The organism is Pseudomonas sp. HS-18, from assembly GCF_020401845.1.
Classification (GTDB): Bacteria; Pseudomonadota; Gammaproteobacteria; order Pseudomonadales; family Pseudomonadaceae; genus Pseudomonas; species Pseudomonas nitroreducens.
The window spans coordinates 6402434-6429202 of record NZ_CP084413.1 but is presented as its reverse complement, the minus strand read 5'-3'; the positions used below and the strand labels follow the sequence as shown (position 1 = coordinate 6429202).

General features: G+C 66.3%; 21 protein-coding genes. 17 read left to right on the top strand and 4 right to left on the bottom strand.

Features of this window, described 5'->3' with window-relative positions; all coding sequences use genetic code 11:
- Positions 1–117 precede the first annotated feature (117 nt).
- The 3 genes from LDJ84_RS29815 to choV are packed head-to-tail and all read left to right on the top strand — an operon-like array spanning position 118 to position 3134.
- A complete protein-coding gene (locus LDJ84_RS29815) occupies positions 118–1056 on the top strand; it encodes a choline ABC transporter substrate-binding protein (RefSeq protein ID WP_037010356.1) in 939 nt (312 codons plus the stop codon).
- 54 nt (positions 1057–1110) lie between these two features.
- The gene (choW, locus tag LDJ84_RS29810) at positions 1111–1950 is read left to right on the top strand and encodes a choline ABC transporter permease subunit (protein WP_038803445.1); all 840 of its coding nucleotides are present in this window, start codon (positions 1111–1113) and stop codon (positions 1948–1950) included.
- A gap of 5 nt (positions 1951–1955) precedes the next feature.
- Positions 1956–3134 (top strand): choline ABC transporter ATP-binding protein, encoded by a 1179-nt coding sequence (gene choV / locus LDJ84_RS29805; protein ID WP_024766699.1) that lies wholly within the window; start codon positions 1956–1958, stop codon positions 3132–3134.
- Between the two features lie 423 nt (positions 3135–3557).
- Here choV and LDJ84_RS29800 read toward each other — a convergent pair whose 3' ends face one another.
- The 4 genes from LDJ84_RS29800 to LDJ84_RS29785 all read right to left on the bottom strand — a co-directional run bounded on the left by LDJ84_RS29800 (position 3558) and on the right by LDJ84_RS29785 (position 8458).
- Positions 3558–4568, bottom strand: a complete 1011-nt coding sequence (locus LDJ84_RS29800) for an alpha/beta fold hydrolase (RefSeq protein ID WP_226045682.1) — start codon at positions 4566–4568, stop codon at positions 3558–3560.
- Between the two features lie 219 nt (positions 4569–4787).
- Positions 4788–5657 carry a helix-turn-helix transcriptional regulator gene (locus tag LDJ84_RS29795; RefSeq protein ID WP_024766701.1) on the bottom strand — a complete coding sequence of 290 codons (870 nt, stop codon included), beginning with the start codon at positions 5655–5657 and terminating at the stop codon, positions 4788–4790.
- 53 nt (positions 5658–5710) lie between these two features.
- Entirely contained in the window at positions 5711–7129 is a 1419-nt protein-coding gene (locus tag LDJ84_RS29790; protein ID WP_193452920.1) for an aminotransferase, read from the bottom strand.
- A gap of 225 nt (positions 7130–7354) precedes the next feature.
- Positions 7355–8458 (bottom strand): polyamine ABC transporter substrate-binding protein, encoded by a 1104-nt coding sequence (locus LDJ84_RS29785; RefSeq protein ID WP_024766703.1) that lies wholly within the window; start codon positions 8456–8458, stop codon positions 7355–7357.
- Between the two features lie 157 nt (positions 8459–8615).
- On the opposite strand from LDJ84_RS29785, the gene LDJ84_RS29780 reads away from it, so the two are divergent.
- The 14 genes from LDJ84_RS29780 (at position 8616) to LDJ84_RS29715 (ending at position 26397) form a co-directional block, all read left to right on the top strand.
- Positions 8616–9263, top strand: coding sequence for a TetR family transcriptional regulator C-terminal domain-containing protein (locus tag LDJ84_RS29780; protein WP_037013083.1), 648 nt, complete (start codon positions 8616–8618; stop codon positions 9261–9263).
- Between the two features lie 110 nt (positions 9264–9373).
- Positions 9374–10120: a response regulator gene (locus LDJ84_RS29775; protein WP_089285798.1), complete on the top strand. Its 747-nt coding sequence runs from the start codon at positions 9374–9376 to the stop codon at positions 10118–10120.
- A 3-nt stretch (positions 10121–10123) separates the two neighbouring features.
- On the top strand, positions 10124–10909 hold the full coding sequence (locus tag LDJ84_RS29770) for a substrate-binding periplasmic protein (RefSeq protein ID WP_226045681.1): 786 nt from the start codon (positions 10124–10126) through the stop codon (positions 10907–10909).
- Positions 10906–13149, top strand: coding sequence for a hybrid sensor histidine kinase/response regulator (locus LDJ84_RS29765; RefSeq protein ID WP_065083766.1), 2244 nt, complete (start codon positions 10906–10908; stop codon positions 13147–13149). Before LDJ84_RS29770 ends, LDJ84_RS29765 begins: the two co-directional genes overlap by 4 nt.
- A gap of 414 nt (positions 13150–13563) precedes the next feature.
- Complete coding sequence (locus tag LDJ84_RS29760; RefSeq protein WP_226045680.1) at positions 13564–14991, top strand: amino acid permease; 1428 nt, start codon at positions 13564–13566, stop codon at positions 14989–14991.
- A 391-nt stretch (positions 14992–15382) separates the two neighbouring features.
- Positions 15383–16171, top strand: a complete 789-nt coding sequence (locus LDJ84_RS29755; protein ID WP_065083765.1) for an enoyl-CoA hydratase/isomerase family protein — start codon at positions 15383–15385, stop codon at positions 16169–16171.
- A 17-nt stretch (positions 16172–16188) separates the two neighbouring features.
- Positions 16189–17349, top strand: coding sequence for an acyl-CoA dehydrogenase family protein (locus LDJ84_RS29750; RefSeq protein ID WP_038803444.1), 1161 nt, complete (start codon positions 16189–16191; stop codon positions 17347–17349).
- 10 nt (positions 17350–17359) lie between these two features.
- Positions 17360–19447: an acetate--CoA ligase family protein gene (locus LDJ84_RS29745; RefSeq protein WP_226045679.1), complete on the top strand. Its 2088-nt coding sequence runs from the start codon at positions 17360–17362 to the stop codon at positions 19445–19447.
- A 93-nt stretch (positions 19448–19540) separates the two neighbouring features.
- The gene (locus tag LDJ84_RS29740) at positions 19541–21151 is read left to right on the top strand and encodes a 5-guanidino-2-oxopentanoate decarboxylase (RefSeq protein WP_226045678.1); all 1611 of its coding nucleotides are present in this window, start codon (positions 19541–19543) and stop codon (positions 21149–21151) included.
- A gap of 55 nt (positions 21152–21206) precedes the next feature.
- Entirely contained in the window at positions 21207–22397 is a 1191-nt protein-coding gene (locus tag LDJ84_RS29735) for a pyridoxal phosphate-dependent aminotransferase (protein ID WP_226045677.1), read from the top strand.
- Positions 22390–23808 (top strand): aldehyde dehydrogenase family protein, encoded by a 1419-nt coding sequence (locus LDJ84_RS29730; RefSeq protein WP_024766825.1) that lies wholly within the window; start codon positions 22390–22392, stop codon positions 23806–23808. Before LDJ84_RS29735 ends, LDJ84_RS29730 begins: the two co-directional genes overlap by 8 nt.
- Positions 23809–24037: 229 nt before the next feature.
- Positions 24038–24742 (top strand): NAD(P)H-dependent oxidoreductase, encoded by a 705-nt coding sequence (locus LDJ84_RS29725; protein WP_038803440.1) that lies wholly within the window; start codon positions 24038–24040, stop codon positions 24740–24742.
- 331 nt (positions 24743–25073) lie between these two features.
- Positions 25074–26009 (top strand): LysR family transcriptional regulator, encoded by a 936-nt coding sequence (locus tag LDJ84_RS29720; protein WP_037007681.1) that lies wholly within the window; start codon positions 25074–25076, stop codon positions 26007–26009.
- Between the two features lie 193 nt (positions 26010–26202).
- A complete protein-coding gene (locus LDJ84_RS29715) occupies positions 26203–26397 on the top strand; it encodes a hypothetical protein (RefSeq protein ID WP_024766827.1) in 195 nt (64 codons plus the stop codon).
- Positions 26398–26769: the final 372 nt, after the last annotated feature.

Genomic DNA, 26769 nt, shown 5'->3' with positions numbered 1-26769 from the left:
TCCATGATCGTTTACGAAATGACAACAAAAGGGCCCGCCCCAGGCCCCAACCATAATTCAGACCGCCGCGCCCCACCGTGGGCAGCGCCGGCGCCCACCCCGCAGAGGAGTACGCTCATGAATGGTTTCAAGTCTTTGCTGCTGGCTGTGTCCATTTGCGCGCCGCTGGCGGTTCAGGCCGCTGAACCTGACTCGTGCGGCACGGTACGTTTCTCCGACGTCGGCTGGACCGACATCACCGTGACCACCGCCACTACCCGACAGGTGCTGGAGTCCCTTGGCTACAAGACCAAGGTGACCATGCTTTCCGTCCCGGTGACCTACAAGTCGCTGGCGAACAAGGACCTGGACGTCTTCCTCGGCAACTGGATGCCGAGCATGGCCAACGACATCAAGCCCTACGCCGACAACGGGTCGGTGGAGACGGTGAAGGCCAACCTCGAGGGCGCCAAGTACACCCTGGCTGTCACCCAGGCGGCCTATGACGGCGGCCTGAAGTCCTTCGCCGACATCGCCAAGTTCGCCGACAAGCTCGACAACAAGATCTACGGCATCGAGCCGGGCAACGACGGCAACCGCCTGGTTCAGGGCATGCTCGACAAGAACCAGTTCGGCCTGGGCAAGTTCAAGCTGGTGGAGTCCAGCGAGGCCGGCATGCTTTCGCAGGTCGGACGCGCCGACCGCCGCAACCAGTGGATCGTGTTCCTGGGCTGGGAACCGCACCCGATGAACACCCGCTTCAAGATGAAGTACCTCGAAGGTGGCGATGACGTGTTCGGCCCCAACTACGGCGGCGCGACCATCTACACCAACGTGCGCAAGGGCTACGCCCAGGAGTGTCCGAATGTCGGCAAGCTGCTGACCAACCTGACCTTTACCCTGGACATGGAGAACAAACTCATGGACGCCGTCCTCAACGGGGGCAAGAAGCCCGAAGAGGCGGCCAAAGCCTGGTTGAAGGACCATCCGGAACTGCTCGACGCCTGGCTCGCCGGCGTGACCACCCGTGACGGCAAACCAGCCTTGGCGGCAGCCAAGGTGGCATTCTCGAACTAAGAGCCGAAGTAATTGCCGTTGGCCGATTCCCTAAGCTTCTGATGGGCCCGCATTATGTTTCTGACTGACCACAAGCTACCGCTGGGTGAGCATATCGCCGCCTTCGTCGACTGGCTCACGCAACATGGCGCGTCGGTGTTCGACAAGATTTCCGACACCCTCGAGTTCCTCATCCACGGCGTCACCAACAGCCTGCTCTGGTTCAACCCGCTGGCGCTGATCGCGCTGATGGTCTTCCTGGTGTTCTACATCCAGCGCAGCTGGGGCCTTGCGGTATTCGCCCTGGCCTCGCTGCTGCTGATCCTCAACCTGGGATACTGGCAGGAGACCATGGAGACCCTGGCGCAGGTGATCTTCGCCACGGTGGTGTGTATCGCCATCGGGGTGCCGCTGGGCATCCTGGCGGCGCACAAGCCCTGGTTCTACACCGGGCTCAGGCCACTGCTGGACCTGATGCAGACGGTACCCACCTTCGTCTACCTGATCCCCACCCTGACCCTGTTCGGCCTGGGTGTGGTTCCGGGCCTGATCTCCACGGTGATCTTCGCCATCGCCGCGCCCATCCGCCTGACCTGCCTGGGCATCCAGGACGTGCCGGCGGAACTGATGGACGCCGGCAAGGCCTTCGGCTGCTCGCGCTGGCAACTGCTGACGCGCATCGAGCTGCCGCACGCCATGCCGAGCATCGGCGCGGGGATCACCCAATGCATCATGTTGTCGCTGTCGATGGTGGTTATCGCCGCGCTGGTGGGTGCTGATGGCCTCGGCAAGCCGGTGGTCAATGCGCTCAACACCGCGGACATTTCCCTCGGCTTCGAGGCCGGTCTGGCCATCGTCCTGCTCGCCATCCTGCTCGACCGGGTGTGCAAGCAACGTTCGCTGCGGGGGAGGTAAGCACTATGTCGGCGATTCGATTCGAACATGTGGATGTGATTTTCGGCACCCACACCAAGGAAGCGCTCAAGCTGCTGGACCAGGGCCTGGGCCGCGAGGAAATCCTCAAGCGCACCGGCCAGGTACTGGGCGTGGAGGATGCCTGCCTGGACGTCAATCGCGGCGAGATCTGCGTGATGATGGGGCTCTCGGGCTCGGGCAAGTCCAGCCTGCTGCGCTGCATCAACGGCCTCAACCGGGTCAGCCGCGGCAAGCTGCTGATCGAGCACGAGGGCCAGCAGGTGGATATCGCCAACTGCTCGCCGGCGACGCTCAAGACCATGCGCACCAAGCGCATCGCCATGGTGTTCCAGAAGTTCGCGCTGATGCCCTGGCTGACCGTGGCCGAGAACATCGGCTTCGGCCTGGAGATGCAGGGCCGCCCGGCCAGCGAGCGGAAGAAGGTGATCGACGAGAAGCTGGAGCTGGTCGGCCTGTCGCAGTGGCGCGACAAGCGCCCGGACTCGCTCTCCGGCGGCATGCAGCAGCGCGTCGGCCTGGCCCGTGCGTTGGCCATGGATGGCGACATCCTGCTGATGGACGAACCCTTCTCCGCGCTGGACCCGCTGATCCGCCAGCAATTGCAGGACGAACTGCTGGTGCTGCAACGGCAGTTGCACAAGACCATCGTCTTCGTCAGCCATGACCTGGACGAGGCGCTGAAGATCGGTACGCGCATCGCGATCATGAAGGACGGCCGCATCATCCAGCACGGCAAGCCCGAGGAAATCGTGCTCAGCCCCGCGGACGACTACGTGCGTACCTTCGTCGCCCACACCAATCCGCTCAACGTGCTCTGTGGTTCGAGCCTGATGCGTGGCCTGGACCAGTGCCGCCGCCAGGCCGACGAGGTGTGCTTCGACCAGGGCCGCGACTGCTGGCTGGGCCTGACCGAGACCAACCAGATCAAGACCGCGCGCCAGGGCAGCAACATCATCGACCTGCAGCAATGGCGCCCGGGCGACCCGGTGGAGAAGCTCAAGCACGAGCCGACCCTGGTGGACGTCAACATCCGCATGCGCGACGCGCTGCAGATTCGCTACCAGACCGGCCACAAGCTGGTACTGCAGGAGCAGAGCCGCGTGGTCGGCGTGCTCGGCGATAGCGAGCTTTACCACGCGTTGCTGGGCAAGAACCTGGGCTGATTCTTTCAGCTGAATGAAAACGCCGGCTCCCTGCGAGGGGAGCCGGCGTTTTTGTTGGCGCTGTCGACGGTATTCGCCTGTAGGAGCGAGGGGGACGCCCAGTCCTTGCTCGCGAACGGATTTACCGGCGGCGCTGGCGCTGCGCGGTTCGCGAGCAAGCTCGCTCCTACAACTTGTGCCCTGTGCCTCGGCAGGCCCTCACCCTAACCCTCTCTCCCAGGGGGAGAGGGGACTGTCCTCTGCGCTCGGGAAGCTTGGAGCTTTCCGGCTATCTTCGTTACCGATCCAGTACACCGAACGGCTCCCTCTCCCTTTGGGAGAGGGTTGGGGTGAGGGGCTCTCCCCGTACCGGAGCTTCAGGGGAACGTGGGAGCGGACTCTGTTCGCGATAGCCCCACGCCGGCACAGACCACGGAAGAAGCATCAGTGCTTCAGGTCCGCCAACCCCTTGAGCAGCGCCTCGTGGAAGCGCTTCGGGTCCTGGATCTGCGGCGCGTGGCCCATGTCGTCGAACTCCACCAGGGTGGCGTTGGGGATCGCCTTGGCGGTCGCCTTGCCCAGTTCGGCGTAGTTGCCCAGCTTCGGCTTGAGCTCGGCCGGAGCGATGTCCTTGCCGATGGCGGTGTTGTCCTTGGTGCCGATCAGCAGCAGGGTCGGCATCCTCAGCTGGCCGAATTCGTAGACCACCGGCTGGGTGAAGATCATGTCGTAGAGCAGCGCCGAGTTCCATGCCACGCGCTCGTGGCCGGCGCCGTTGAACAGGCCGGCGAGCATGTTCACCCACTTGTCGTACTCCGGCTTCCACTGGCCGGCGTAGTAGGTCGCCTGCTCGTACTGGCGGATGCTGTCGGCGCTGGTCTTCAACTCGCGCTCGTACCACTGGTCCGGCGTGCGGTAGGGCACGCCCAGGGCTTTCCAGTCTTCCAGGCCGATGGGGTTGACCATGGCCAGCTGCTCCACCTGCTGCGGGTACATCAGCGCGTAGCGGGCGGCGAGCATGCCGCCGGTGGAGTGGCCCAGCAGGGTGATCTTGCCGATTTTCAGGTGCTCCAGCAGCGCGTGGGTGTTGGTCGCCAGCTGCTGGAAGCTGTACTGGTAGCGCTCGGGCTTGGTGGATTTGCAGAAGCCGATCTGGTCCGGCGCCACCACGCGGTAGCCGGCGTCGCTCAGCGCGGCGAGGGTGGTTTCCCAGGTACCGGCGCAGAAATTCTTGCCGTGCAGCAGCACCACGGTGCGGCCGTTGGGCTGTTTCTTCGGCTTCACGTCGATATAGGCCATGTGCATGTGGTGGCCCTGGGACGCGAAGCTGTAATGGCCGACCGGGTAGGCGTAGTTGAAACGCTCCAGTTCCGGGCCATAGGTGGGTTTGGATTCGGCGGCGTGCAGCGGCAGGGCGGCGGCCAACAGCAAGGCGGGAAGCCAGCGGCGGGGCATCGGGAAGCTCTCCTGGTGGTGGGGCACGGGTCAGACAGCGGGAATGGCCATAGGTTGGCAGATTTCCGGGCGGGATGCCGCATCGGCGGGTAATGCGAGAAGCGCTTTTTTGTAGGAGCGAGCGTGCTCGCCAACCGGGTGGGTGCGGCCTAGGCGTTCGCGAGCAAGGGCTAGGCGCCCTCCTCGCTCCTACAGGTTTGGGCCAGCGCCGAAGTGGCGTCAGGCCGCGGTGGCGCCGCCGGTCAGCCAGTCGATGAACAGCGAGAACAGTTCCGCCTGGGAGTTGATCTCCAGCTTGGTGTAGAGGTGCTTGCGGTGCATGCGCACGGTTTCCGGTGAGATATCCAGCACCCGCGCGCTGGATTTCACCGAGTGGCCGCGCAGTAGCAGGTGGGCGATTTCCCGTTCGCGCTCGGTCAGCCGGTCGGCGCCGAAGTTCATGAAGGCGGCGCGGATATGCCGGTTCAGCGGCGCCTGCTCGTCCGGGTCGCTGACACTCACACCGCGCCCGGCCAGCAGCAGGTCCAGCCCGCCGTTGCGCTCGAACTGGCGGATCAGTTCGCGCACCAGCGGCAGGACGGTAGCCAGCAGGTCCAGCTGGGTTTCGCTGAAGCGCGCGCCGCTCCTGCCCTGGTACAGGCACAGCGAGACCTTGCGCGACTCGCCCAGGTCGATGATGAAGTGGCAGTCCTCGGTGCAGCCGAACTTGAGGTAGTAGGTCTTGTAGTACTCGCTGGCGAAGAAATCGTCCGGGGCGATATCGGCCAGTGGGTAGAAGCCTTCGGTGAGGCCGTCTTCCATGGCCAGGCAGAAGGGGTCGAGCAGGTAGCCGCGGGCGTAGTAGCGATCGATCAGCGCCTCGTGGTGCTCCGGGTCGATGCCGCGCTGGTATAGCGGTTGCGGCGGCTGGCCACGCTGTTCCAGGCCGAGCATCACCGACTCCAGTGGTACCAGGCAGCCCAGGGCGTCGGCCAGGCGTTCGACGAAGACGACCTCGCCGACACTGGCCATGACGCGCGCCAGCCCCGCATGCCAGGCATGCAGGGCCAGTGCATCGGACGTTTCGCTCAGTGCCTGAGATTCGCTCATGCCCGGCAGCATAAAGGGCTGCCGGGGTGTAGGCAAAATCCTCGGATCGATCATCAGTGCCCCGCGTAATCACCGCTGCGCTGGAGGTCAGCGGCGGCCTCCAGGATCGATTCGCGCAGGGTGTCGACGATCTCGTCGACCTGCGCGCGGGTGATGGTCAGCGGCGGCGACATCACGTTCAGATGCACGATGGGCCGCACCAGCAGGCCCTTGGCCTGGGCGCGCAGGTGGATCTTCTCGCCGATGTTCAGCTCCTCGGGGAAGAGCACCTTGCTGCGCTTGTCGGCGACGAACTCGACGCAGGCCATCAGCTTCTGGCAACGCACGCTGCCCACCAGCGGCAGGTCGGCCAGTTCCTGCAGACGCTGCTCCAGGTAGCCGCCGACGTCCTTCACGTGCTCCAGCAGATTCTCACGCTCGATGATCTCGATGTTCTTCAGCGCCGAGACACAGCTCACCGGGTGCCCGCTGTAGGTGAAGCCGTGGGCGAAGCAGCGGCCCTTGTCGGCCTCGCCGATCACCTTCCAGATGCGCTCGGAGAAGATGCACGCGCCCAGCGGCAGGTAGCCGGAGGTCAGGCCCTTGGCGGTGGTGATGATATCCGGCTGCATGCCGAACACGTCCTCGGAGGCGAAGAAGGCGCCCAGGCGGCCGAAGGAGGTCACCACTTCGTCAGCGACGTAGAGCACGTCGTACTTCTGGCATACCTGCCACATGCGCTGGTGGTAGCCCTTGGGCGGGATGATCACGCCGCCCGAGCCCATGATCGGCTCGGCGAAGAAGGCGGCGACCTTGTCTTCACCCAGTTCCAGGATCTTGTCTTCGAATTCCTTCACCAGGAATTCGAGGAAGTCCCCTTCGGTCATCCCTTCCGGCGCGCGGTAGGGGTTGGGGCAGGAAATGTGGTGGATGACGTCCTTGAGGAAGTCGAACTCGGCGGGGTGGTCGGCGACCTTGCCGCCCAGCGACATGGTGAGGAAGGTCGAGCCGTGGTAAGCGTTGACGCGGCTGATGATGTGCTTCTTGTCATGCTTGCCGCGGCAGTTCTGGTAGTACTGGATCAGCCGGTAGGCGGTGTCCACGGCGGTGGAGCCGCCGGTGGTGAGGAACACGTGGTCCAGGTCGCCAGGGGCGAGCTGCGCGAGTTTTTCGCAGAGCTGGATGGCGGTGACGTTGGCCATGTCGCAGAAGGGGTTGGAGTAGGCCAGCTGGCGCACCTGCTCGGCGATGGCGTCGGCCATTTCCGCGCGGCCCAGGCCGATGTTGGTGCACCACATGCCGCCCACGGCATCCAGGTAGCGATTGCCCTTGGTGTCGTAGATGTACGCGCCCTCGCCGGCGGCGATGTTCAGCGCACCGTTGACCCGGTGATCGTCGAACACGTGGTAGCCGTGCATGTAGTGGGCTTTGTCGGCGGCGACCAGCTGCTCGTCGTTGAACTGGGCGAAGAAGGCTGGGGTGGTGGTGGTCATTGTCTGTACCTCGAAATTACGGTTCGTCGTGCGAGTCCTTGCCCTCTCCCTGACCCTCCCCCTGAAGGGAGAGGGGACCGTTCGGAGTACTCGGTGACTACGACGGTCATTGCGGGCACGCAGTCAGCGACATCACAGGAAGACGACTTCCTTGAACGTGGCTGCGGGCTGCCCCCTCTCCCTTCAGGGAGAGGGCTGGGGAGAGGGGGCTGTGGTCTTGCGCTATCAGGTCCCGGTCTTCACCGCGTTCCAGGTACGGGTGATCAGGCGGGTGGCCTTGGGGGTCTGCACTTTCTGGGTGAACAGGCGGGCGCGGGTCTCGGCGTCGGGGTAGATCGCCGGGTCGTTGCGCACTTCGGCGGCCAGCAGCGGGGTAGCGGCGGCGTTGCTGGAGGCGTAGCGGATGTAGTCGGCGACACCGGCAGCGACCTTGGGCTGCAGCATGTACTCGATGAACTTGTGGGCGTTTTCCACGTGCGGCGCGTCGGCCGGGATGTAGAAGTCGTCGAACCAGATCAGCGAGCCTTCCTTGGGCACGAAGTAGCCCAGCTTGACCTTGGCGCCGGCTTCGTCGGCGCGGGCCTGGGCGGTGGCGTAGTCGCCGGACCAGGTCATCGCCATGCACTGGTCGCCGTTGGCCAGGCCGTTGAGGTAGCTGGTGGAGTCGAACTTGCGGATATACGGGCGGATCGATTGCAGCAGGTCCTGGGCGGCCTTCAGATCCTCGGGCAGCGCGCTGTTGGGGTCGCGCTTGAGGTAGGCCAGGGCCAGCGGGATCACGTCGGTGGGGGAATCGATGATGGTCACCCCGCAATCGGCGAATTTCGACACGATCTTCGGATCGAACAGCATTGCCAGCGAGCCGATGGGCGCATCGGGCATGCGCTGCTTGATCTTGTCGATGTTGTAGGTGATGCCGTTGCTGCCCCAAGTGTAGGGCGCCGAGTACTTCACGCCCGGATCGTAGTGGTCCAGGTGCTTGAGCACGTCGGGGTCGAGGTTGTTCCAGCTGGGCAGCTTGGACTTGTCCAGCGGCTGGAACACGCCCGCTTTCAGCAGCGGCGGCACCAGGGCGGCGTTGAGCACCACCAGGTCGTAGCCCGAGCGGCCGGGCAGCAACTTGCCCTGCACGGTCTCGTAGGAATCGAAGGTGTCGTAGACCACCTTGATCCCGGTTTCCTTCTCGAAGTCGGCAACGGTGTGCTCGCCGATGTAGTCGGTCCAGTTGTACAGCCGCAGCGTCTTCGCGCCGGCGGCATCCTCCCCGTGACCCAGTGCCGGCAAGGTCGCCAGCGCCGCGCTGAGCACTGCTGCGAGCGTTTTCTGCATGTCAGTCCCACCTTTGATTTTGTTATGGATTGGAGATATCGCGGATGAAGCCACTCTCGACCAGGGGCACAACCCGGACCATTCCCCGAACGGGTAGGTACTGGCGCCTAATCGAACAATCGTTCAGATTGGCCACCTGACACTTTAGGAGCCAGGCATGAACGAGGAAGTCCGCTTTACCCGACTGGAGCCGGAGCAGCGCAAGGCGCTGCTGATCGAGGCCACCCTCGCGTGCCTGAAGCGCCATGGCTTCCAGGGGGCTTCCATTCGCAAGATCTGCGCCGAAGCCGGCGTCTCGGTGGGGCTGATCAACCACCACTATTCGGGCAAGGACGAACTGGTGGCCGAGGCCTACCTGACCGTCACCGGGCGCGTGATGCAGTTGCTGCGCGAAGCCATCGCCGAGGCGGCGCCGGATGCACGCGCTCGGCTGTCGGCGTTCTTCCGGGCGTCGTTCTGTGCCGAACTGCTCGACCCGCAACTGCTGGATGCCTGGCTCGCGTTCTGGGGCGCGGTGAAGACCGCCGAAGCCATCAACCAGGCGCATGACCATTCCTACGGTGAGTACCGCACCTTGCTGGCGCAGGCGCTGAAGGATCTGGCGCAGGAACAGGCATGGTCCGATTTCGACGCCGACCTCGCCGCCATTGCCCTCAGCGCCTTGCTCGATGGCTTGTGGCTGGAATCCGGGCTGAACCCCAATACCTTCACCCCGGAACAGGGCGTGCAGATCTGCGAGGCCTGGGTAGACGGCCTCCAGCATGGCGGCCGGCAGCGTTTCAGCCGGTCGCCGGCGGCCTGTTGATCGATTGTTCAGCGAGCGGTAACCTGCGGCCATCTGCAGGACAGCTCCTACAGCTCTACCTCCACGTATAACAAGAATTGCCCCGCCACGAGCGGTGGCGTCAGCAGGGTATTGCGATGACTTCCCGTGTACTGATCGTCGACGACGATCCGGTGGTTCGCGAGCTCCTCCAGGCCTACCTGGGCGAGGAGGGCTATGACGTGCTCTGTGCCGGCACCGCCGAACAGGCCGAGGCGAGCCTGGCCGAAGCCGAACAGGGCGGGCAGCCCATCGACCTGGTGATGCTCGACATCCGTTTGCCCGGCAAGGACGGCCTGACCCTGACCCGCGAGCTGCGCGTGCGCTCGGAGGTCGGCATCATCCTGATCACCGGCCGCAACGACGACATCGACCGTATCGTCGGCCTGGAGTGCGGCGCCGATGACTACGTGATCAAGCCGCTCAACCCCCGCGAGCTGGTCTCCCGCGCCAAGAACCTGATCCGCCGCGTGCGCCACGCGCGCCAGCCCGCTGCCGCCTGCACGCCAGTCAATCGTCAGCACCACAAGCGCTTCGCCCAGTGGACCCTGGACCCGGACCGCCGCCGCCTGATCGACCGCGATGGCAGCGAAACCCCGCTGACCCACGGCGAGTTCCAGCTGCTCGGCGTGTTCCTGCGCAACACTGGCCACACCCTCAGCCGCGACCAGTTGATGGACCAGATCCGCAACCGCGAATGGCTGCCCAACGACCGCTCCATCGACGTGCTGGTCGGCCGCCTGCGCCGCAAGCTGCGCGACGACCCGGCCGAGCCGGAGCTGATCATCACCATCCACGGCGCCGGCTACCTGTTCACCGCCACGCCTGCCGACGCCTGAGACATGCGCTGGCTGTTCCTGCTGTGCCTGGCGCTATCTTTGCCGACTGCGGACGGTGTTGCTGGCGCCGCCCAACCCATTCGCTATTGCGACTACCCCGTCTATCCGCCCATCTCCTGGAGCGACGGCCACGAAGTGCGCGGCCTGGCGCCGCAAACCGTGCGCAGCGTGCTTGGCGAACTGGGCTACGAGGTGAAGACCGTGGTGCTGGGCAACTGGAAGCGCTGCCTGCTGGACGCCGCCGAAGGCCGCGTCGACGTGGTGCTCGCCTACCAGACCCCGCAGCGCGACGACGGCCTGCTGTTCTCCCGCGTGCCGGTGCTGCGCGAGGAAGTGGCGATCTTCTACAACCGCCGCAAGCCGGTGCGTTTCGACCAGTTGAGCGATCTGGCGAATTACCGCGGCGGGCTGCTCTTCGGCGAGAGCTACGGACCTGAGTTCGACCGTTTCGTCGCCGAGCACGGCAACGTCGAATGGGTCTCCGACAGCCGCCAGAACTTCGGCAAGCTGATCCGCCAGCGCATCGATTTCATCGCCCATGAGCGGCGCACCGGCACCCTGTTCGCCGAGCAACTGGCCGGCGGGCAGGACATCGCCGCGCTGCCCCGGCCGCTCACCGTGGATTACCTGCGCATCGCCGTCTCGCGCCATTCGCCGCTGGCCGCGCGGATGGACGAGATCGACGCCGCGCTGAAACGGCGCGTGGTCGACGGCAGCATCGCCCGCTGGCTGGACGAGAGCGAGCGCGGTTACCGCGCCATGCTCGCCGGCGACGGGGTGCCGCGTTGAAGCTGCCCGGCGGCCTGGCCCGGCGCCTGCTGCTGCGGGTGCTGCTGTTCAGCCTGTGCTTCACCGTGCTGGCCAGCGCCGCACAACTGTACTTCGAATACCGTCGTGAGATGCGTGACATCGATGCGCGCCTGGAGCTGATCCGCGTCGGCTACCTCGCCAGCTTCGAGCGCAGCCTGTGGGACCTCAACCAGGAGCAGCTCAACGTGCAGTTGCACGGCCTGGCCGACTTCCCCGACATCGCCCAGGTGCGCCTGCGCAGCGCCGACTTCAACCTGGTGCAGGACGCCGACGACACACGTGGGCCGTTCCGTACCGAGCGCTACGCCCTGGCCTTCCAGCCGCCGGACGGCGAGCGCCGCGACCTGGGCGAGCTGGAAGTCAGCATCGATCTCGGTGCCGTCTACCTGCGCCTGCTGCACGGCGGGCTGACCAGCCTGTTGTGGATGGGCGTGTTCCTCTGCGGCCTGGCGGTGGCACTGAGCTGGCTGTTCCACAGCCTGGTTACCCGCCACCTGCGCGCCATGGCCGAATTCGTCCGCGGGCTCACTGGCGGCAACCTGGGCACCGAGCTGGCGCTGGCTAAAAAACGCTCAGGCGAAGAGGACGAGATCGACACCGTCGCCGATGCCCTCGACGGTTTGCGCCGGGCCCTGCGTGCCGAGTTGCGGCGGCGCGAGGCTGACCGCGAAGCGCTGCAGAGCAAGCGTGACGAATTGCAGCGGCGGGTCGAGCGGCGCACCGCCAGCCTGCGCCGCGCCAAGGAGGAGGCCGAGGCCGCCAACCGCGCCAAGAGCCGCTTCCTTGCCACCATGAGCCACGAGATCCGCACACCGCTCAACGGCATCCTCGGCATGGCCGAACTGCTGCGCGCCGCGCCCCTGGGGGAGCAGGACCGGCGCCGGCTTCAAGCGTTATCCACAGCAGGCGAAGGACTGCTGGCGATCCTCAACGAGGTGCTGCACTTCGCCAAGCTGGAGGACGGCGCCAGCCAGCCGGAGCCGGTGGACTTCTCCCTGCGGCGCCTGCTGGACGACGTGGTGACCCTGCTGGAGCCATGCGCCGACGACAACGGCACTTGCCTGCGCTTGCGTATCGAACCCCAGGTACAGGACGGTTGCCGGGGCGCCGAGCAGTTCCTGCGCCAGGTGCTGAGTAACCTGCTGGCCAATGCGCTGAAGTTCACCGAGGAGGGCGAGGTGCTGCTGGAGGTCGCTGTGCTGGAGACCGGCGACGCCGGCCAGCGTCTGCGCTTCAGCGTGACCGACGACGGTATCGGCATCTCCGCCGAGCAGCAGGAAAAGATCTTCCAGCGCTTCACCCAGGCCAGCGACGAGGTAGCGCGGCGCTACGGTGGCACCGGGCTGGGGCTGGCGATCAGCAAGCGGCTGGTGGAAGCCATGGGCGGCGAGATTGGCGTGGAAAGCCTGGAAGGCGAGGGCAGCACCTTCTGGTTCGAGATCGTGCTGGCGCCGGGCGTAGTCCCGCGCTCCAGCGTGGCCGTCGAACAGGCGCCAGCGCTGGACGTGCTGGTGGTGGAGGACGTCGCCCTCAACCGCGAGGTCGCCCAGGCCCTGCTGGAGCGCGACGGTCACCGCGTGCAACTCGCCGAGGACGCGGCGCCGGCGCTGGCGCTCACCGCCGCGCGGCGCTTCGATCTGATCCTGCTGGACATGCACCTGCCGGGGATGAACGGCCTCGACCTGTGCCGGGCGATCCGCACGCAGGCCAGCGGACTCAACGCGACCACACCGATCCACGCCTTCACCGCCAGCGTTCAGCCGGGCATGGTCCAGCGCTATTTCGAGGCTGGCATGCAGGGTGTGCTGGGCAAGCCGCTGCGCCTGGACGACCTGCGCCGTGCGCTGTCCGGCGTGACCTGGGAGCTGTTGCCGGAGGCTGTGGATAACGGCCCGCTGGATCGGCAGGTCCTGGAGACCCATCGTCGTTTGCTGGGCGAGCACAAACTGAACGAGCTGCTCGCCAGCCTGTGGAAGCTGCTCGATGAGCAATGGCCGCTGCTGCTGGATGCGCTGCGCCAGGATGACGCCGTCGAGGCTGCGAGCTTGGCACATCGGCTGGCCGGGAGCTGCCGGTCCATGGGGTTGCGCGGGTTGGGGGATTGCCTGGGTGAGCTGGAGGAGGCGGCGTTGGCGGGGGCTTTGCTCGGTGATTGGCTGGAGCGGCTGGAGCGGGAGAGGGTGGTTGCTTCTGAGCTTTTTAAGAGCATCCGGACGTAGTTTCGGCGCGGGCGGACGGCCCTCACCCCAGCCCTCTCCCAGGGGGAGAGGGGGCCGTTCGGCGTAGTTGGCGCGTTCGGCATTCGCCGGCGAGCACCAATTTTGCAGCTTGCGCAGGACAGTCCCCTCTCCCTTTGGGAGAGGGCCAGGGTGAGGGGATCGCCCCAGCGTCTTGCCAGCCAGGGAGCGCTCTTACAAAAGAAACCCGCTGAAAGCCCAGCCCCACGCGCCCCGCACAAAATCCTTACATCTTTCTACAACTTCGATCCGTAGGAACAACCGGGTCTTACATCGCCTTCCAATAATCCGGTGGCATCCGTGCCCGAGCCACGGCCTCTGATTGATTGGAGATAACAATAATGATCCAACGTAGAGTTCCGCTCCGTCGCGCCCGCCGTTTCCCGGAGGTGCGCCATGTCTGAGTCCCATCACGCCCGTAGCGGCGAGAAGATGCAGCTCACCCGCGCGCTCAAGAGCCGCCACATCTTCATGCTGTCCCTCGGCGGCGTGATCGGTACCGGCCTGTTCATGGGCTCGGGCGTCACCATCAGCTCGGGCGGCCCGATGGGCGCCATCCTGGCTTACCTGGTTGCGGGCCTGCTGATGTACCTGGTGATGGTCTGCCTGGGCGAGCTGTCGGTGCAGATGCCCGTCTCCGGCTCCTTCCAGGCCCACGCCACGCGCTTCATCGGCCCGGCCACCGGGTTCATGATCGGCTGGGTCTACTGGATGAGCTGGGCCTCCACCGTCGGCCTGGAATTCACCGCCGCCGGCATGCTGATGACCCGCTGGTTCCCCGACGTGCCGATCTGGCTGTGGTCGGGCTTCTTCGTGGTCGTGCTGTTCTCCCTCAATGCCCTGGCCACCCGCGCCTTCGGCGAGGCCGAATACTGGTTCTCCGGGATCAAGGTTGCGGCCATCCTCGGCTTCATCGTGGTCGGCCTGCTGGTGATCTTCGGTGCCATCCCGCTGAACAGCGGCGAGGCCGCGCCGGGGCTGTCCAACCTGGTCGGCGACGGCCTGTTCCCCAACGGCCTGTCCGCCGTGTTCGCGGTGATGATGACGGTGGTCTACGCCTTCCAGGGCTGCGAGATCATGGGCGTCGCCGCCGGCGAGACCGACCAGCCGGAAAAGAGCATCCCGCGCGCCGTGCGCAACGTGGTGTTCCGCGTGCTGATCTTCTACGTGCTGGCGATTGCCGTGCTGTCCTGCATCGTGCCGTGGAAGCAGGCCGGGCTGATGGAAAGCCCCTTCGTGCAGGTGTTCGACAGGGTCGGCATTCCCTACGCCGCCGACCTGATGAACTTCGTGATCCTCACCGCGATCCTCTCGGTGGGTAACTCCGGCCTCTACGCGTCGACCCGCATCCTCTGGGCCATGTCCAAGACCGGCATGGCGCCGCGCAAGCTGTCCAAGCTCAGTGCCCGTGGCGTGCCGCTCTACGCGTTGCTGATCAGCCTCGGCTTCGCCCTGCTGTCGCTGCTCACCAGCGTGGTCGCCGCCGACACCCTGTTCATGGTGCTGATGGCGGTGAGCGGAATGGCCGGCACCGTCACCTGGATCGTCATCGCCTACGCCCAGTACCGCTTCCGCCGCGAGCACATGGCCAAGGGCGGCACCGTGGCCGACCTGAAATACGCAGCGCCGCTGTTCCCGTTGATCCCGCTGGCGTGCATCGTGATCTGCTGCTCGCTGTTCGTGTTCCTCGCCATGGACCCGACCCAGCGCCCGTCGCTGTACTGGGGCTTCGGCTTCATGGGCGCGTGCTATCTCGCCTACTACCTGCTCAGGCGCAAGCGTGGCCAGGTGCTGAGCGAGGAGGCGCTGCCGGGTATCGGTTGAGTCTTCCTGCATCGGAAAAGCCCCGCCTCGCGGGGCTTTTTCTTTGGCTCTTTGTAGGAGCGAGCTTGCTCGCGAACCCGCCCAACTCCGGAACCGCCGGAAAATCTGTTCGCGAGCAAGCTCGCTCCTACAAGGATTCCACCGCTCCCGGAGGCGCAGGAGTGGACTCTGTCCGCGAAGGCCCGCAGGGCCGTTTGTTCGAAGTTGTAACAAGCTCTCGGGGAAAACCCTGTGGAAACCCCTCAGCCCCCGCGTCGCGCGGCCTTCCCGCCGTTCGGCGGCACGTTACAAGCCCCCCATTCGGGTGGATTGCGAGCTTGCTGAACACTTGTTTAGTATTGCCTCCAACGCTTCATCCGCCTCAGCCAACGACTACAAGAACGAGGGCAGCATGACTCAGCCATCCCCGCTCAGCCGGGTCCAGGACGGTATCGCCTGGATCACCCTGAACCGCCCCGAGCAACGCAACGCGCTCGACGTCCCCACGCTCAAGAACCTGCTGGCCCTGCTCGATGCTTACGAGGCCGACGAAGCCGTGCGCGTCATCGTGCTCAGCGGTGAAGGCCGCAGCTTCTGCGCCGGCGCCGACCTCGCCGAATGGGCCGAGGCCGAGGCGCGCGGCGAGCTGGAAACCTACGGCTGGACCGAAACCGCCCACGCCCTGATGCGCCGCCTGCACAGCCTGGACAAGCCGACCATCGCCGCCGTCAACGGCACCGCCGTCGGCGCCGGGATGGACCTGACCCTGTGCTGCGATTTCCGCATCGCCGGCGCCTCCGCCCGCTTCAAGGCCGGCTACACCGGCATGGCCTACTGCCCGGACGCCGGCGCCAGTTGGCACCTGCCGCGCCTGATCGGCGGCGAAGCGGCCAAGCGCCTGCTGTTCCTCGACGAACTGTGGAACGCCGAGCGCGCGCTGAACGCCGGCCTGGTCGGCGAAGTGGTCGCTGACGATCAATTGCAGGCTCAGGTCGGCGAATTCGCCGCACGCCTGGCCGCTGGCCCGACCTACGCCTTCGGCCACACCAAGCGCCTGATCCGTGAAGGCGCCAGCCGCACCCTGGCCCAGCAGCTGGAAGCCGAACAGGCCGCCGGCTTGCTCTGCGGCCGCAGCGAAGACGCCGCCGAGGCGCTGCGCGCCGTGGCCGAGAAACGCTCCCCCCAATTCAAAGGCCGCTGACGGCTGCAGGTGATGTGATGGATTTCCAACTGACCCAAGAACAGGAAATGCTCGTCGAGGCGGTCAAGGCTTTCGTCGAGAAAGAGCTGCTGCCCTACGAGGAAGAAGTGGACCGCGCCGACGCGGTGTCCCCGGAACTGGCCGCGAAGATTCGCGGCAAGGCCCTGGCGGCCGGCTTCTACGCTTTCAACATGCCCGAGGAAGTCGGCGGCGGCGGCCTGGACTACCTGTCCCAGGCGCTGGTCGAGCGCGAACTGTCCAAGGTCTCCTGGGCCCTGCACGTGTTCGTCGCGCGCCCCTCGAAGATCCTCATGGCCTGCAAGGGCGAGCAGATCCAGAACTACCTGCTGCCGGTGGTGCAGGGCGAGAAGATCGACTGCTTCGCCCTCACCGAGCCGGGCGCCGGCTCCGACGCCAACTCGATCAAGACCCGCGCCGTGCGTGACGGCGAGGACTTCGTGATCAACGGTTCCAAGCACTTCATCAGCCACGCCGGCCACGCCGACTTCGCCATCGTCTTCGCGGTGACCGACACCTTCGAGCGCAACGGCAAGAAGCGCAACGCCGTGACCGCCTTCCTGGTCGACAAGGGCACCGCCGGCATGACCGTGCGCCGCGGCCCGAAATGCGTGAGCAACAAGGGCTACCACACCTACGAAATCTTCTTCGACGACTGCCGCGTGCCGGCCTCCCAGGTCCTGGGCGAAGTCGACAAGGGCTGGGAAGTGGCCAACGCCTGGCTCACCGCCGGCCGTGTGATGGTCGCCGCCAACTGCGTGGGCCAGGCCCAGCGCGCGCTGGACCTGGCGCTGCAATGGTCGGCCGACCGCAAGCAGTTCGGTCAGGCCATCGGCAGCTACCAGGGCATCTCCTTCAAGCTCGCCGACATGGCCACGCAGATTCGCGCCGCCGAGCTGATGACCCTGCACACCGCCTGGAAGATGGATCACGGCAGCATGACCGACGGCGAAGCCGGCATGGCCAAGCTGTTCGCCAGCGAAGTGCTGGGCAAGGTTGCCGACGAGACCGTGCAGATCTTTGGCGGCATGGGCCTGATGGACGAAGGCCCGGTGGAGCGCATCTGGCGCAACGCGCGCATCGAGCGCATTTGGGAAGGCACCTCGGAAATCCAGCGCCACATCATTTCCCGCGAACTGCTGCGTCCGCTGCTGCGCTGAGGCCCGTGCCATGAAACGCGAAAACCTCCAGCGCCTGCTGGCCCCCCGTCACGTCGCCTTCATCGGTGGCCGCAGCATGGCGCGCGCACTCAAGCGCTGCGCCGAAGGCGGCTTCGCGGGTGCGATGTGGCTGGTCAACCCGCAATACGACGAACTCGAAGGCGTGCCCTGCGTGCGCAGCGTCGCCGACCTGCCCGAAGGCCCCGATGCGGTGTTCGTTGCCACCAACCGCGACCTGACCCTGCAGGCCGTCGCCGAGCTGGCCGCCAAGGATGCCGGCGGCGCCATCTGCTACGCCTCCGGCTTCGCCGAAACCGGCGCCGAGGGTGAAGCGCTGCAGCGCCGGCTGCTCGAATCCGCCGGCGACATGGCCCTGCTCGGCCCCAACTGCTACGGCCTGCTCGACTACCTGCACGGCTCCGCGCTGTGGCCGGTGGCCCATGGCGGGCACATCGTCGAGAAGGGCGTGGCCGTTCTCACGCAGAGCGGCAACTTCGCCTACAACCTGTCCATGAGCGACCGCTCGCTGCCCATCGCCTACATGGCCTCGGTGGGCAACCAGGCGCAACTGGGCGTGGCCGAACTGATGGACGTGCTGCTCGACGAGCCGCGAGTCACCGCCATCGGCCTGCACCTGGAAGGCCTGAAGAACGTTCCCGGCTTCGCCCGCGCCGCCTTCAAGGCACTGCAGAAAGGCATCCCGGTGATCGCGCTGAAGACCGGCGTGTCCGAGATCGGTGCCGAGCTCGCGCTCAGCCACACCAGCTCCCTGGCAGGCTCTGACGCGTTGTACGACGCTCTGTTCGACCGCCTCGGGGTGATCCGCGTCAGCGGCCCGGTGAGCTTCATCGAAACCCTCAAGGCGGCTGCCTGCGGCAACCTGCCGGCCGGGCCGAGCCTGGCCGCGCTGGCCTGCTCTGGCGGTGACGCCGGGCTGATCGCTGACTACGCCGAATGCAATGGCCTGAGCCTGCCCAAGCTGGTCGACGCCCAGCGTACCGAGCTGGCGCAGGTGCTGCCGGATTACGCCAACATCGCCAACCCGCTGGACTTCACCACCGCCATCTGGGGCGACGGCCCGGCGCTCGACCGCATGCTCGACAGCGCGCTGCAGACCGAAGCTGACGCTGCCCTGCTGGTGCTCGACTACCCCGGCGAAGAGACCGGCGAGCGCCCGCAGTGCGACCTGCTGCTGGAGCTTTACTGCGCCGCGCTGGAGCGTCACGGCAAAGTCGGCTTCATCGCCTCCGCGCTGCCGGAGCTGCTGCCCAAACATGCGCGCGAACTGCTGCACTCCCACGGCGTCGCCGCGCTGCAAGGCGTGGAAGACGGCCTCGCCGCCTGGGGCCGCATCGCCCATTATCGCCAGCGTCGCGAAACCCTGCTGACCCGTGGCGAAGCCGCGCTGGTGCCGCTCTGCCCGCAGGCGCTGGAAGGCGAAGGCCGGCTGCTGGACGAATGGCAGTCCAAGCAGGCGCTGAAACCTTTCGGCCTGCCGTTGCCGCGCGCCGCGCTGAGCACCCCGACCCAGGCCCGCGAAGCGGCAACCGATGTCGGCTTCCCGCTGGCGCTGAAAGTGGTCAGCGCGCAACTGCCGCACAAGACCGAGGCCGGCGGCGTGGCGCTCAACCTGCGCAACGAGGCGGCGCTGGAAGCCGCGTTGTTCGACATGCGCGAGAACATCGCCCGCCACGCACCCGGCGTGCCCTTCGACCAGGTGCTGCTGGAGCGCATGGCCAATCCACCGCTGGCCGAGCTGATCGTCGGCATCAAGCGCGAGAACGGCTTCGGCCTGGCGCTGGTGCTGGGCGCCGGCGGCATCCTCGTCGAGCTGCTCAAGGACAGCCGCAGCCTGCTGCTGCCGACCACCGACGCGGCGATCCGCGACGCCTTGCTCAGCCTGCGTAGCGCGCCGCTGCTCACCGGCTTCCGTGGCCGCGCGGCGGTGAACCTGGAGACGCTGGTGGAAGCCATCCGCGCCGTTGCCGACTACGCCTGCGAGCACGTGGACACCCTGCTGGAACTGGACGTGAACCCGCTGCTGGCGGACGCCGAGGGCGCCGTGGCGGTGGATGCGTTGATCCGCACCGTTGAATGACCTGCCTGTAGGCACGGGCTGCCCGCGAACGAATCCACCGAGGAGCGTTCGCGGGCAGGCGTGTTTCTACGAAGAACGCTTCGAGGAGTGAACATGCAGAACGACAAGAAACTCACCGGCGGCCAGGCCCTGGTGCGCCTGCTGGCCAACTATGGCGTCGACACCGTGTTCGGCATTCCCGGCGTGCACACCCTGGAGCTGTACCGCGGCCTGCCCGGCAGCGGCATCCGCCATGTGCTGACGCGCCACGAGCAGGGCGCCGGCTTCATGGCCGACGGCTACGCGCGGGTCAGCGGCAAGCCGGGCGTGGCCTTCATCATCACCGGGCCGGGCGTGACCAACGCCGCCACCGCCATCGGCCAGGCCTACGCCGACTCGATCCCGATGCTGGTGATTTCCAGCGTCAACCACACCGCCAGCCTGGGCAAGGGCTGGGGCTGCCTGCACGAGACCCAGGACCAGCGCGCCATGACCGCGCCGATCACCGCATTCTCCGCCGTCGCCCTGAGCGCCGAAGACTTGCCCGAACTGATCGCCCGCGCCTTCGCCGTGTTCGACAGCGAACGCCCGCGCCCGGTGCACATCTCGGTGCCGCTGGACGTGCTCGCCAACCCCGTCGCGCGCGACTGGACCCATGAAGTCGTGCGCCGCGCCGGCCGCGGCCAGCCCAGCGCCGAGGCGCTCCAGCAGGCTGTGGATAAACTCAAGGCGGCCCAGCGCCCGATGATCATCGCCGGCGGCGGCGCGCTGCACGCCGCCGATGCCCTGGCTGCGCTGAGCGAGCGCCTGGCCGCGCCGCTGTTCACCAGCGTCGCCGGCAAGGGCCTGCTGGCACCGGAAGCGCCGCTCTCTGCTGGCGCCACCCTGTGCACCCAGGCTGGTTGGGACATGATCGCCGAGGCCGACGTGGTCCTCGCCATCGGCACCGAGATGGCCGACACCGACTTCTGGCGCGACCGCCTGCCGGTCAACGGCGAGGTGATCCGCGTCGATGTTGATTCGCGCAAGTTCAATGACTTCTACCCGAGCGCCGTGGCGCTGCTGGGCGATTCGAAAGCCACCGCCGAAGCCCTGCTCGCTGCACTGCCGAGCGCAGCCCGTGATGCGGCGAAAGCGCAGTCGCGGATCGCCGAACTGCGCGCGCAGATCGACGGCGGCCACGCCCCACTGCAACTTATCCACAAGTCGATTCTGGAGCGCATTGCCAAGGTCCTGCCGGACAACGCCTTCATCGCCAGCGACATGACCCAACTGGCCTACACCGCCAACTACCTGTTCCCGAGCAAGGCACCGCGCGGCTGGCTGCATCCCACCGGCTACGGCACCCTCGGCTACGGCGTGCCGGCCGGCATCGGCGCCAAGTTCGGTGCGCCTGAGCGCCCAGGCCTGGTGCTGGTGGGCGACGGCGGCTTCCTCTACACCGCGCAGGAACTGGCCACCGCGACCGAGGAACTGGACAGCCCGCTGGTGGTGCTGCTGTGGAACAACGATGCGCTGGGGCAGATCCGCGACGACATGATCGGCCTGGACATCGAGCCCATCGGCGTTCTGCCGCGCAACCCGGACTTCGCCCTGCTCGGCCGCGCCTACGGCTGCGAGATGCGTCAGCCGCAGAGCCTGGACGAACTGGAGCGCGACCTGCGCAGCGGCTTCGCCCATCCGGGCGTGACGCTGATCGAGCTGAAACACGCCTGCGCCCAGTAGGACCTGTTGCACCCGCCGGGGCCCCTGGGCCCTGGCGCCTTGAAGGATGAACACCATGCGCTACTCGAACTTCACCCAACGCATCGCTGGCGACGGCGCCGCCGCCTGGGACATCCACTACCGCGCCCTGGCGCGCATGGAGCAGGGCGACGACATCCTCCTGCTGTCGGTGGGCGACCCCGATTTCGATACTCCCGTGCCCATCGTGCAGTCGGCCATCGACAGCCTGCTGGCCGGCAACACCCACTACGCCGACGTGCGCGGCAAGCGCTCGCTGCGCGAAGCCATCGCCCGCCGCCACAGCCAGCGCAGTGGCCAGGCGGTCACCGCCGATGACGTGGTGGTGTTGGCTGGCGCCCAGTGCGCGCTGTATGCCGTGGCGCAGTGCGTGCTCAATCCCGGCGACGAAGTGATTGTCGCCGAGCCGATGTACGTCACCTACGAAGCGGTATTCGGTGCCTGTGGCGCCAAGGTCATCCCGGTATCGGTGCGCTCCGAGCACGGCTTCCGCGTGCAGGCCGAGGACGTCGCCACGCTGATCACCCCGCGCACCCGCGCCCTGGCCATCAACAGCCCGCACAACCCGTCCGGCGCCAGCCTGCCGCGCGCCACCTGGGAAAAGCTCGCCGAGCTGTGCGTGAACAATGACCTGTGGATGATCTCCGACGAGGTCTACAGCGAGCTGCTGTTCGACGGCGAACACATCAGCCCCGCCAGCCTGCCGGGCATGGCCGAGCGCACCGCGACCCTCAACAGCCTGTCGAAATCCCACGCCATGACCGGCTGGCGCGTGGGCTGGGTGGTCGGCCCGCGCGAGCTCTGCGCGCACCTGGAAAACCTCGCCCTGTGCATGCTCTACGGCTCGCCGGACTTCATCCAGGACGCCGCCTGCACCGCGCTGGAAGCCAAACTGCCGGAACTGGAAGCCATGCGCGAGGCCTACCGCCAGCGCCGCGACCTGGTGCTCGACTGCCTGGCCGATTGCGTCGGCGTGCGCGCCCTGCGCCCGGACGGCGGCATGTTCGTGATGGTGGATATCCGCGCCACCGGGCTCTCCGCCCAGGACTTCGCTGATGTGCTGCTGGACCGCCACGGCGTCTCCGTGCTGGCCGGCGAAGCCTTCGGCCCCAGCGCCGCCGGGCACATCCGCCTGGGCCTGGTGCTCGGTGCCGAACCGCTGCGCGAAGCCTGCCGCCGCATCGCCCTGTGCGCCGCCGAACTGCTCCAGGAGAAACGTTATGCGTGATCGTTCTCAGCTTTACATCGATGGCGCCTGGGTGGCGCCGCAAGGGCAGGGCGTGGCCGAGGTGCAGAACCCCGCCACCGAGGACTGCGTCGGTCGCGTGCCGCTGGGCGGCGAAGGTGACGTGAACCGCGCGGTGGACGCAGCCCGCCGTGCCTTCCCGGCCTGGTCGCAAACGCCGTCCCACGTGCGCGCCGGCTACATCCGCGCCCTCGCCGAACAACTGAAGAACCGCGCCGACGAAATGGCCGCGCTGATCACCGCCGAGCTGGGCATGCCGGTGCAGTGGTGCCGTATGGTGCAGGTCGACGGGCCGATCGAGGGCCTGGAAAGCTACGCCGCGATGGCCGCGCACATGGACGAAGTGCGCGAGGTCGGCAACTCGCTGATCGTCAAGGAAGCGGTGGGCGTCTGCGCCTTCATCAACCCCTGGAACTACCCGCTGCACCAGCTCATCGGCAAGCTCGCCCCGGCGCTCGCCGCCGGCTGCACCGTGGTGGTCAAGCCGAGCCAGGACACCCCGCTGCACGCCTTCCTGCTGGCCGACATGGTCCACGCCATCGGCCTGCCAGCCGGCGTGTTCAACCTGGTCAGCGGCCCCGGCTCCAAGGTCGGCGAAGCGCTGGCACGGCATCCGGACGTGGACATGGTCTCGTTCACCGGCTCCACCGGCGCGGGCGTCAAGGTCTCCGAAGCCGCGGCGCCGACGGTCAAGCGCGTGTGCCTGGAGCTGGGCGGCAAGTCGCCGTTCCTGATCACCGCCGATGCCGACCTCGCCGCCGCCGTGCGCCACGGCGTGCAGGACGTGATGATCAACTCCGGGCAGACCTGCACCGCACTCACGCGCATGCTGCTGCCGGCTCATCGCTATGCCGAAGCCGTGGAAATCGCCCGCGCCGAAACCCTTGCGCTGAAGATGGGCGACCCGCTGGACGCCGACAGCTTCCTCGGCCCGATGTGCTCGGGCGGCCAGCGCCGCACCGTGCTCGACTACCTTCGCGTCGGCCAGGAAGAGGGCGCGCAGCTGGTCTGCGGCGGCGCCGAACGCCCGGCGCATCTGGAGCGCGGGCACTATGTGCAGCCGACGATCTTCGCCGGGGTGAACAACCAGATGCGCATCGCCCGCGAGGAAATCTTCGGCCCGGTGCTGTGCCTGATTCCCTATGTCGATGAAGCAGAAGCTATCGCTATCGCCAACGACTCGCCGTTTGGTCTGTCCAGTGCCGTCTGGGCGGGCGATCGCGAAGATGGCCTGCGCCTGGCGCGGCAGATGCGCGCCGGCCAATGTTTCGTCAACGGCGGTGCCTTCAACTACCGTGCGCCTTTCGGCGGCTACAAGCAGTCCGGCAACGGCCGCGAATGGGGTGAGCAGGGCTTGCACGAGTTCGTCGAGCTCAAGGCCATTCAACTCTGAGCGCCTGAACAGCGCCCTCTCCCCAGCCCTCGGCTTTGCGCTCTACCTCCTGCAGCCATGCAGTCGTCTCCCGCAAGCGGGAGAGGGGCGCAAAAGCGCTTCGGCGCGACCGGCGGGAGACGGTGCATGAATACGAATACTCCCTCGCCCTTCAGGGAGAGGGCTGGGGAGAGGGTGCCGAGCCAACACACCGATCCGCCAAGAATTGCCTTTCCGGCCAGGAATCCACATGAACGTACTGATCGTCCACGCCCACAACGAACCGCAATCCTTCAGCACCGCGCTGTACCAGCTCGCCGAGGAAACCCTCCGCGGCCAGGGCCACGAAGTGCAGGTCTCCGACCTCTACGCGATGAACTGGAACCCGGTGGCCAGCGCCGCCGACTTCGGCGCCCGCGCCAACCCCGAGTACCTGGTCTACGCCCTGGAACAGCGCGAAGGCGCCAAGGCGAAAACCATCGCCGCCGACATCCAGGCCGAACTGGACAAGCTGCTCTGGGCCGACCTGGTGATCTTCAACTTCCCGATCTACTGGTTCTCCGCGCCGGCCATCCTCAAGGGCTGGTTCGACCGCGTGCTGGTCTCGGGCATCTGCTACGGCGGCAAGCGCTTCTACGACCAGGGCGGCCTGGCCGGCAAGAAGGCGCTGGTGACCGTGACCCTCGGCGGGCGCGACCACATGTTCGGCGACGGCGCCATCCACGGCCCGCTGGAAGACATGCTGCGGCCGATCCTGCGCGGCACCCTGGCCTACACCGGCATGAGCGTGCTGCCGCCATTCGTGGCCTGGCATGTGCCCTACATCAGCAACGACGCGCGCCAGGACTTCCTGCGTCAGTATCAGGACCGTCTGCAGAATCTGGAGAACGACCAACCGCTGGAGTTCGTGCGCCTGGAGCAGTTCGACGAGCGCCTCTACCCGCTGCCGCGCTAGACGCTTTTCTACAAGTTCTGCCTTCTGCCCGGTGTAATGGCTTGCGCCTGCCAATCAGCTGGCCAGAAACGAAAAAGGGCGGCCATCCGAAGAAGGCCGCCCCTGGAGAAAGAGTCAGCCGCTGCAGCCAGGTATGCGCGGGGGAGAGGGCCGTCGATTGGTGTATCGGCGGCCGTACGATGAGCCTGGTATGCCCAACGTTGCTGCAGCGACTTGTCCGGCACTATACGTGGTAACAATCGCTAAAAAACGACCCTATACTGCGATTCAGTTTTGCGGCGCGGACAATAATTGTCGTCGTCTCCTACAAGACGGATAAGCAGGGGGAAGGATGGACGTACTTCACGCGATGCGGGCTTTCGTCCGGGTGGTGGATGCGGGCAGTTTCACCGCCGCCGCCAACGCCCTGGGGTTGTCCACCGCCCAGGTCTCGCGCGTGGTTTCCGACCTTGAAGCGCAACTTGAAGCCCGCCTCCTGCACCGCACGACACGGCGCCTGGCGCTGACCGAAACCGGCGAGCGCTACCTGCTGCGCTGCCGGGAAATCCTCGCCGACGTCGAAGAGGCGGAAGCCGAGGCCAGCGGCGCGCACCTCAAGCCGCGCGGCCGGCTGCGCGTGCACTCGCTCACCGGCCTTGGCCAGCAGCATCTGATCCCGCTGATCTCGCGCTACTGCGAATCCTTTCCCGAGGTCTACATCGAGCTGACCCTGGCCCAGCGCCAGCCGGACATCCTCGAGGAAGGCCAGGACGTGGTGATCACCCGCGACCGCGAACTGCCCGACTCCGAGTTCGTCGCCCAGACCCTGGGCACTATCTACAGCGTGCTCTGTGCCAGCCCCGAATACCTCAAGCGGCGCGGCACCCCGACCAGCGTCGCCGACCTGCACCAGCACCAGTGCCTGCGCCTGCAGGACCCGACCTTCCCCGAGGGCTGGGCCTTCGAGGAGGGCAATGAAGAGAGCGTGATCCGCCCGCGCGACACCTTCATGGTCAACGTTGCCGAGGCGCTGACCGGCGCAGCTGCCGCCGGCATGGGCATCTGCCTGCTGCCCAGCTATGTCGCCGCGCCCGCCCTGCGGCGTCGCTCGCTGGTGCGCGTACTGCCCCGGCACAGCCTGCACGTGAGGCACATCTACGCGCTGTACCCGTCGCGACGCTTCCTCGACGCGAAGATCCGCACCTGGGTCGAGTTCCTCAAGATGGAATTGCCGAAGATGTTCGAAGAGGACGAAGCAGCGCTCAACGATCCCGTCAACTGGGCATAAGGCCATCTCGGACCTTGGGCGCTGGCGCGGCAGATCGTCGCAGCCGCTCTATATCGGTGTTCTCGGACGATCGGCGCGGATTGTTGCTTTTTAGGCAATGCTTTGTTGGTTAGCTAGCTATTTTTCTACCCACTGTTGCGCCGTAACCTTTCTCCAACCCCGACCAATCGGGTGTTCAGAAAGGATCACCGTCATGTCCCGTTCGCTTTATGTTGCTGCCCTGCTGTCCGTCTGCTCGCTGTCCTTCACTCAGCTGAGCTTCGCCGAAGAATCGCGCCTGATGACCGACAAGATGGTCAAGGCCAACGAAGCAGTGATCGCCCAGCAGCAGGCCCAGTCCGCCGAGCAGACTGCCAAGGCCGCTGCCAGCAGCAACGCCGATTCCTGATCGGCCGCTTCCCCCGGGAAGTCCGGAGCGTGAGCCGGGCTTCTCAACACCTTGCGCCGCATACGATATGCGGCGTTTTTTTGCCCGCGTTTCAGATGGTTTCCAGATGACTGTTACAGATGCTGTAACAGTCTTTCCCCGTCCGTGATCTGTATTCCTGTCTGATCGGTCAATATACTTGACCCAACAGCGCGGCTTTCGAGCAACGCCGTTACCGGCCTCACCGCCGGCAAGCTTCCCGACGCCGATTCTTGATTGCTCCAGATCGACGTCCGTCTCAAGGCCGCTGCTATCAGCGGCCTTTTTTTATGCGCGGTGGAAAAGAGCCGGCGGGCTGGTAGGCTGGGCACACTCCGCGCCGCAGGCCGGATT

Coding starts and splice junctions, on each gene's coding strand:
- LDJ84_RS29770 (WP_226045681.1), top strand. CDS start 10,124: ATGCGCTGGCTGTTCCTGCTGTGCCTGGCGCTATCTTTGCCGACTGCG.
- LDJ84_RS29785 (WP_024766703.1), bottom strand. CDS start 8,458: ATGCAGAAAACGCTCGCAGCAGTGCTCAGCGCGGCGCTGGCGACCTTG.
- LDJ84_RS29730 (WP_024766825.1), top strand. CDS start 22,390: ATGCGTGATCGTTCTCAGCTTTACATCGATGGCGCCTGGGTGGCGCCG.
- LDJ84_RS29720 (WP_037007681.1), top strand. CDS start 25,074: ATGGACGTACTTCACGCGATGCGGGCTTTCGTCCGGGTGGTGGATGCG.
- LDJ84_RS29745 (WP_226045679.1), top strand. CDS start 17,360: ATGAAACGCGAAAACCTCCAGCGCCTGCTGGCCCCCCGTCACGTCGCC.
- LDJ84_RS29750 (WP_038803444.1), top strand. CDS start 16,189: ATGGATTTCCAACTGACCCAAGAACAGGAAATGCTCGTCGAGGCGGTC.
- LDJ84_RS29815 (WP_037010356.1), top strand. CDS start 118: ATGAATGGTTTCAAGTCTTTGCTGCTGGCTGTGTCCATTTGCGCGCCG.
- LDJ84_RS29735 (WP_226045677.1), top strand. CDS start 21,207: ATGCGCTACTCGAACTTCACCCAACGCATCGCTGGCGACGGCGCCGCC.
- LDJ84_RS29780 (WP_037013083.1), top strand. CDS start 8,616: ATGAACGAGGAAGTCCGCTTTACCCGACTGGAGCCGGAGCAGCGCAAG.
- LDJ84_RS29740 (WP_226045678.1), top strand. CDS start 19,541: ATGCAGAACGACAAGAAACTCACCGGCGGCCAGGCCCTGGTGCGCCTG.
- LDJ84_RS29715 (WP_024766827.1), top strand. CDS start 26,203: ATGTCCCGTTCGCTTTATGTTGCTGCCCTGCTGTCCGTCTGCTCGCTG.
- LDJ84_RS29725 (WP_038803440.1), top strand. CDS start 24,038: ATGAACGTACTGATCGTCCACGCCCACAACGAACCGCAATCCTTCAGC.
- LDJ84_RS29795 (WP_024766701.1), bottom strand. CDS start 5,657: ATGAGCGAATCTCAGGCACTGAGCGAAACGTCCGATGCACTGGCCCTG.
- LDJ84_RS29760 (WP_226045680.1), top strand. CDS start 13,564: ATGTCTGAGTCCCATCACGCCCGTAGCGGCGAGAAGATGCAGCTCACC.
- choV (WP_024766699.1), top strand. CDS start 1,956: ATGTCGGCGATTCGATTCGAACATGTGGATGTGATTTTCGGCACCCAC.
- LDJ84_RS29790 (WP_193452920.1), bottom strand. CDS start 7,129: ATGACCACCACCACCCCAGCCTTCTTCGCCCAGTTCAACGACGAGCAG.
- LDJ84_RS29800 (WP_226045682.1), bottom strand. CDS start 4,568: ATGCCCCGCCGCTGGCTTCCCGCCTTGCTGTTGGCCGCCGCCCTGCCG.
- choW (WP_038803445.1), top strand. CDS start 1,111: ATGTTTCTGACTGACCACAAGCTACCGCTGGGTGAGCATATCGCCGCC.
- LDJ84_RS29755 (WP_065083765.1), top strand. CDS start 15,383: ATGACTCAGCCATCCCCGCTCAGCCGGGTCCAGGACGGTATCGCCTGG.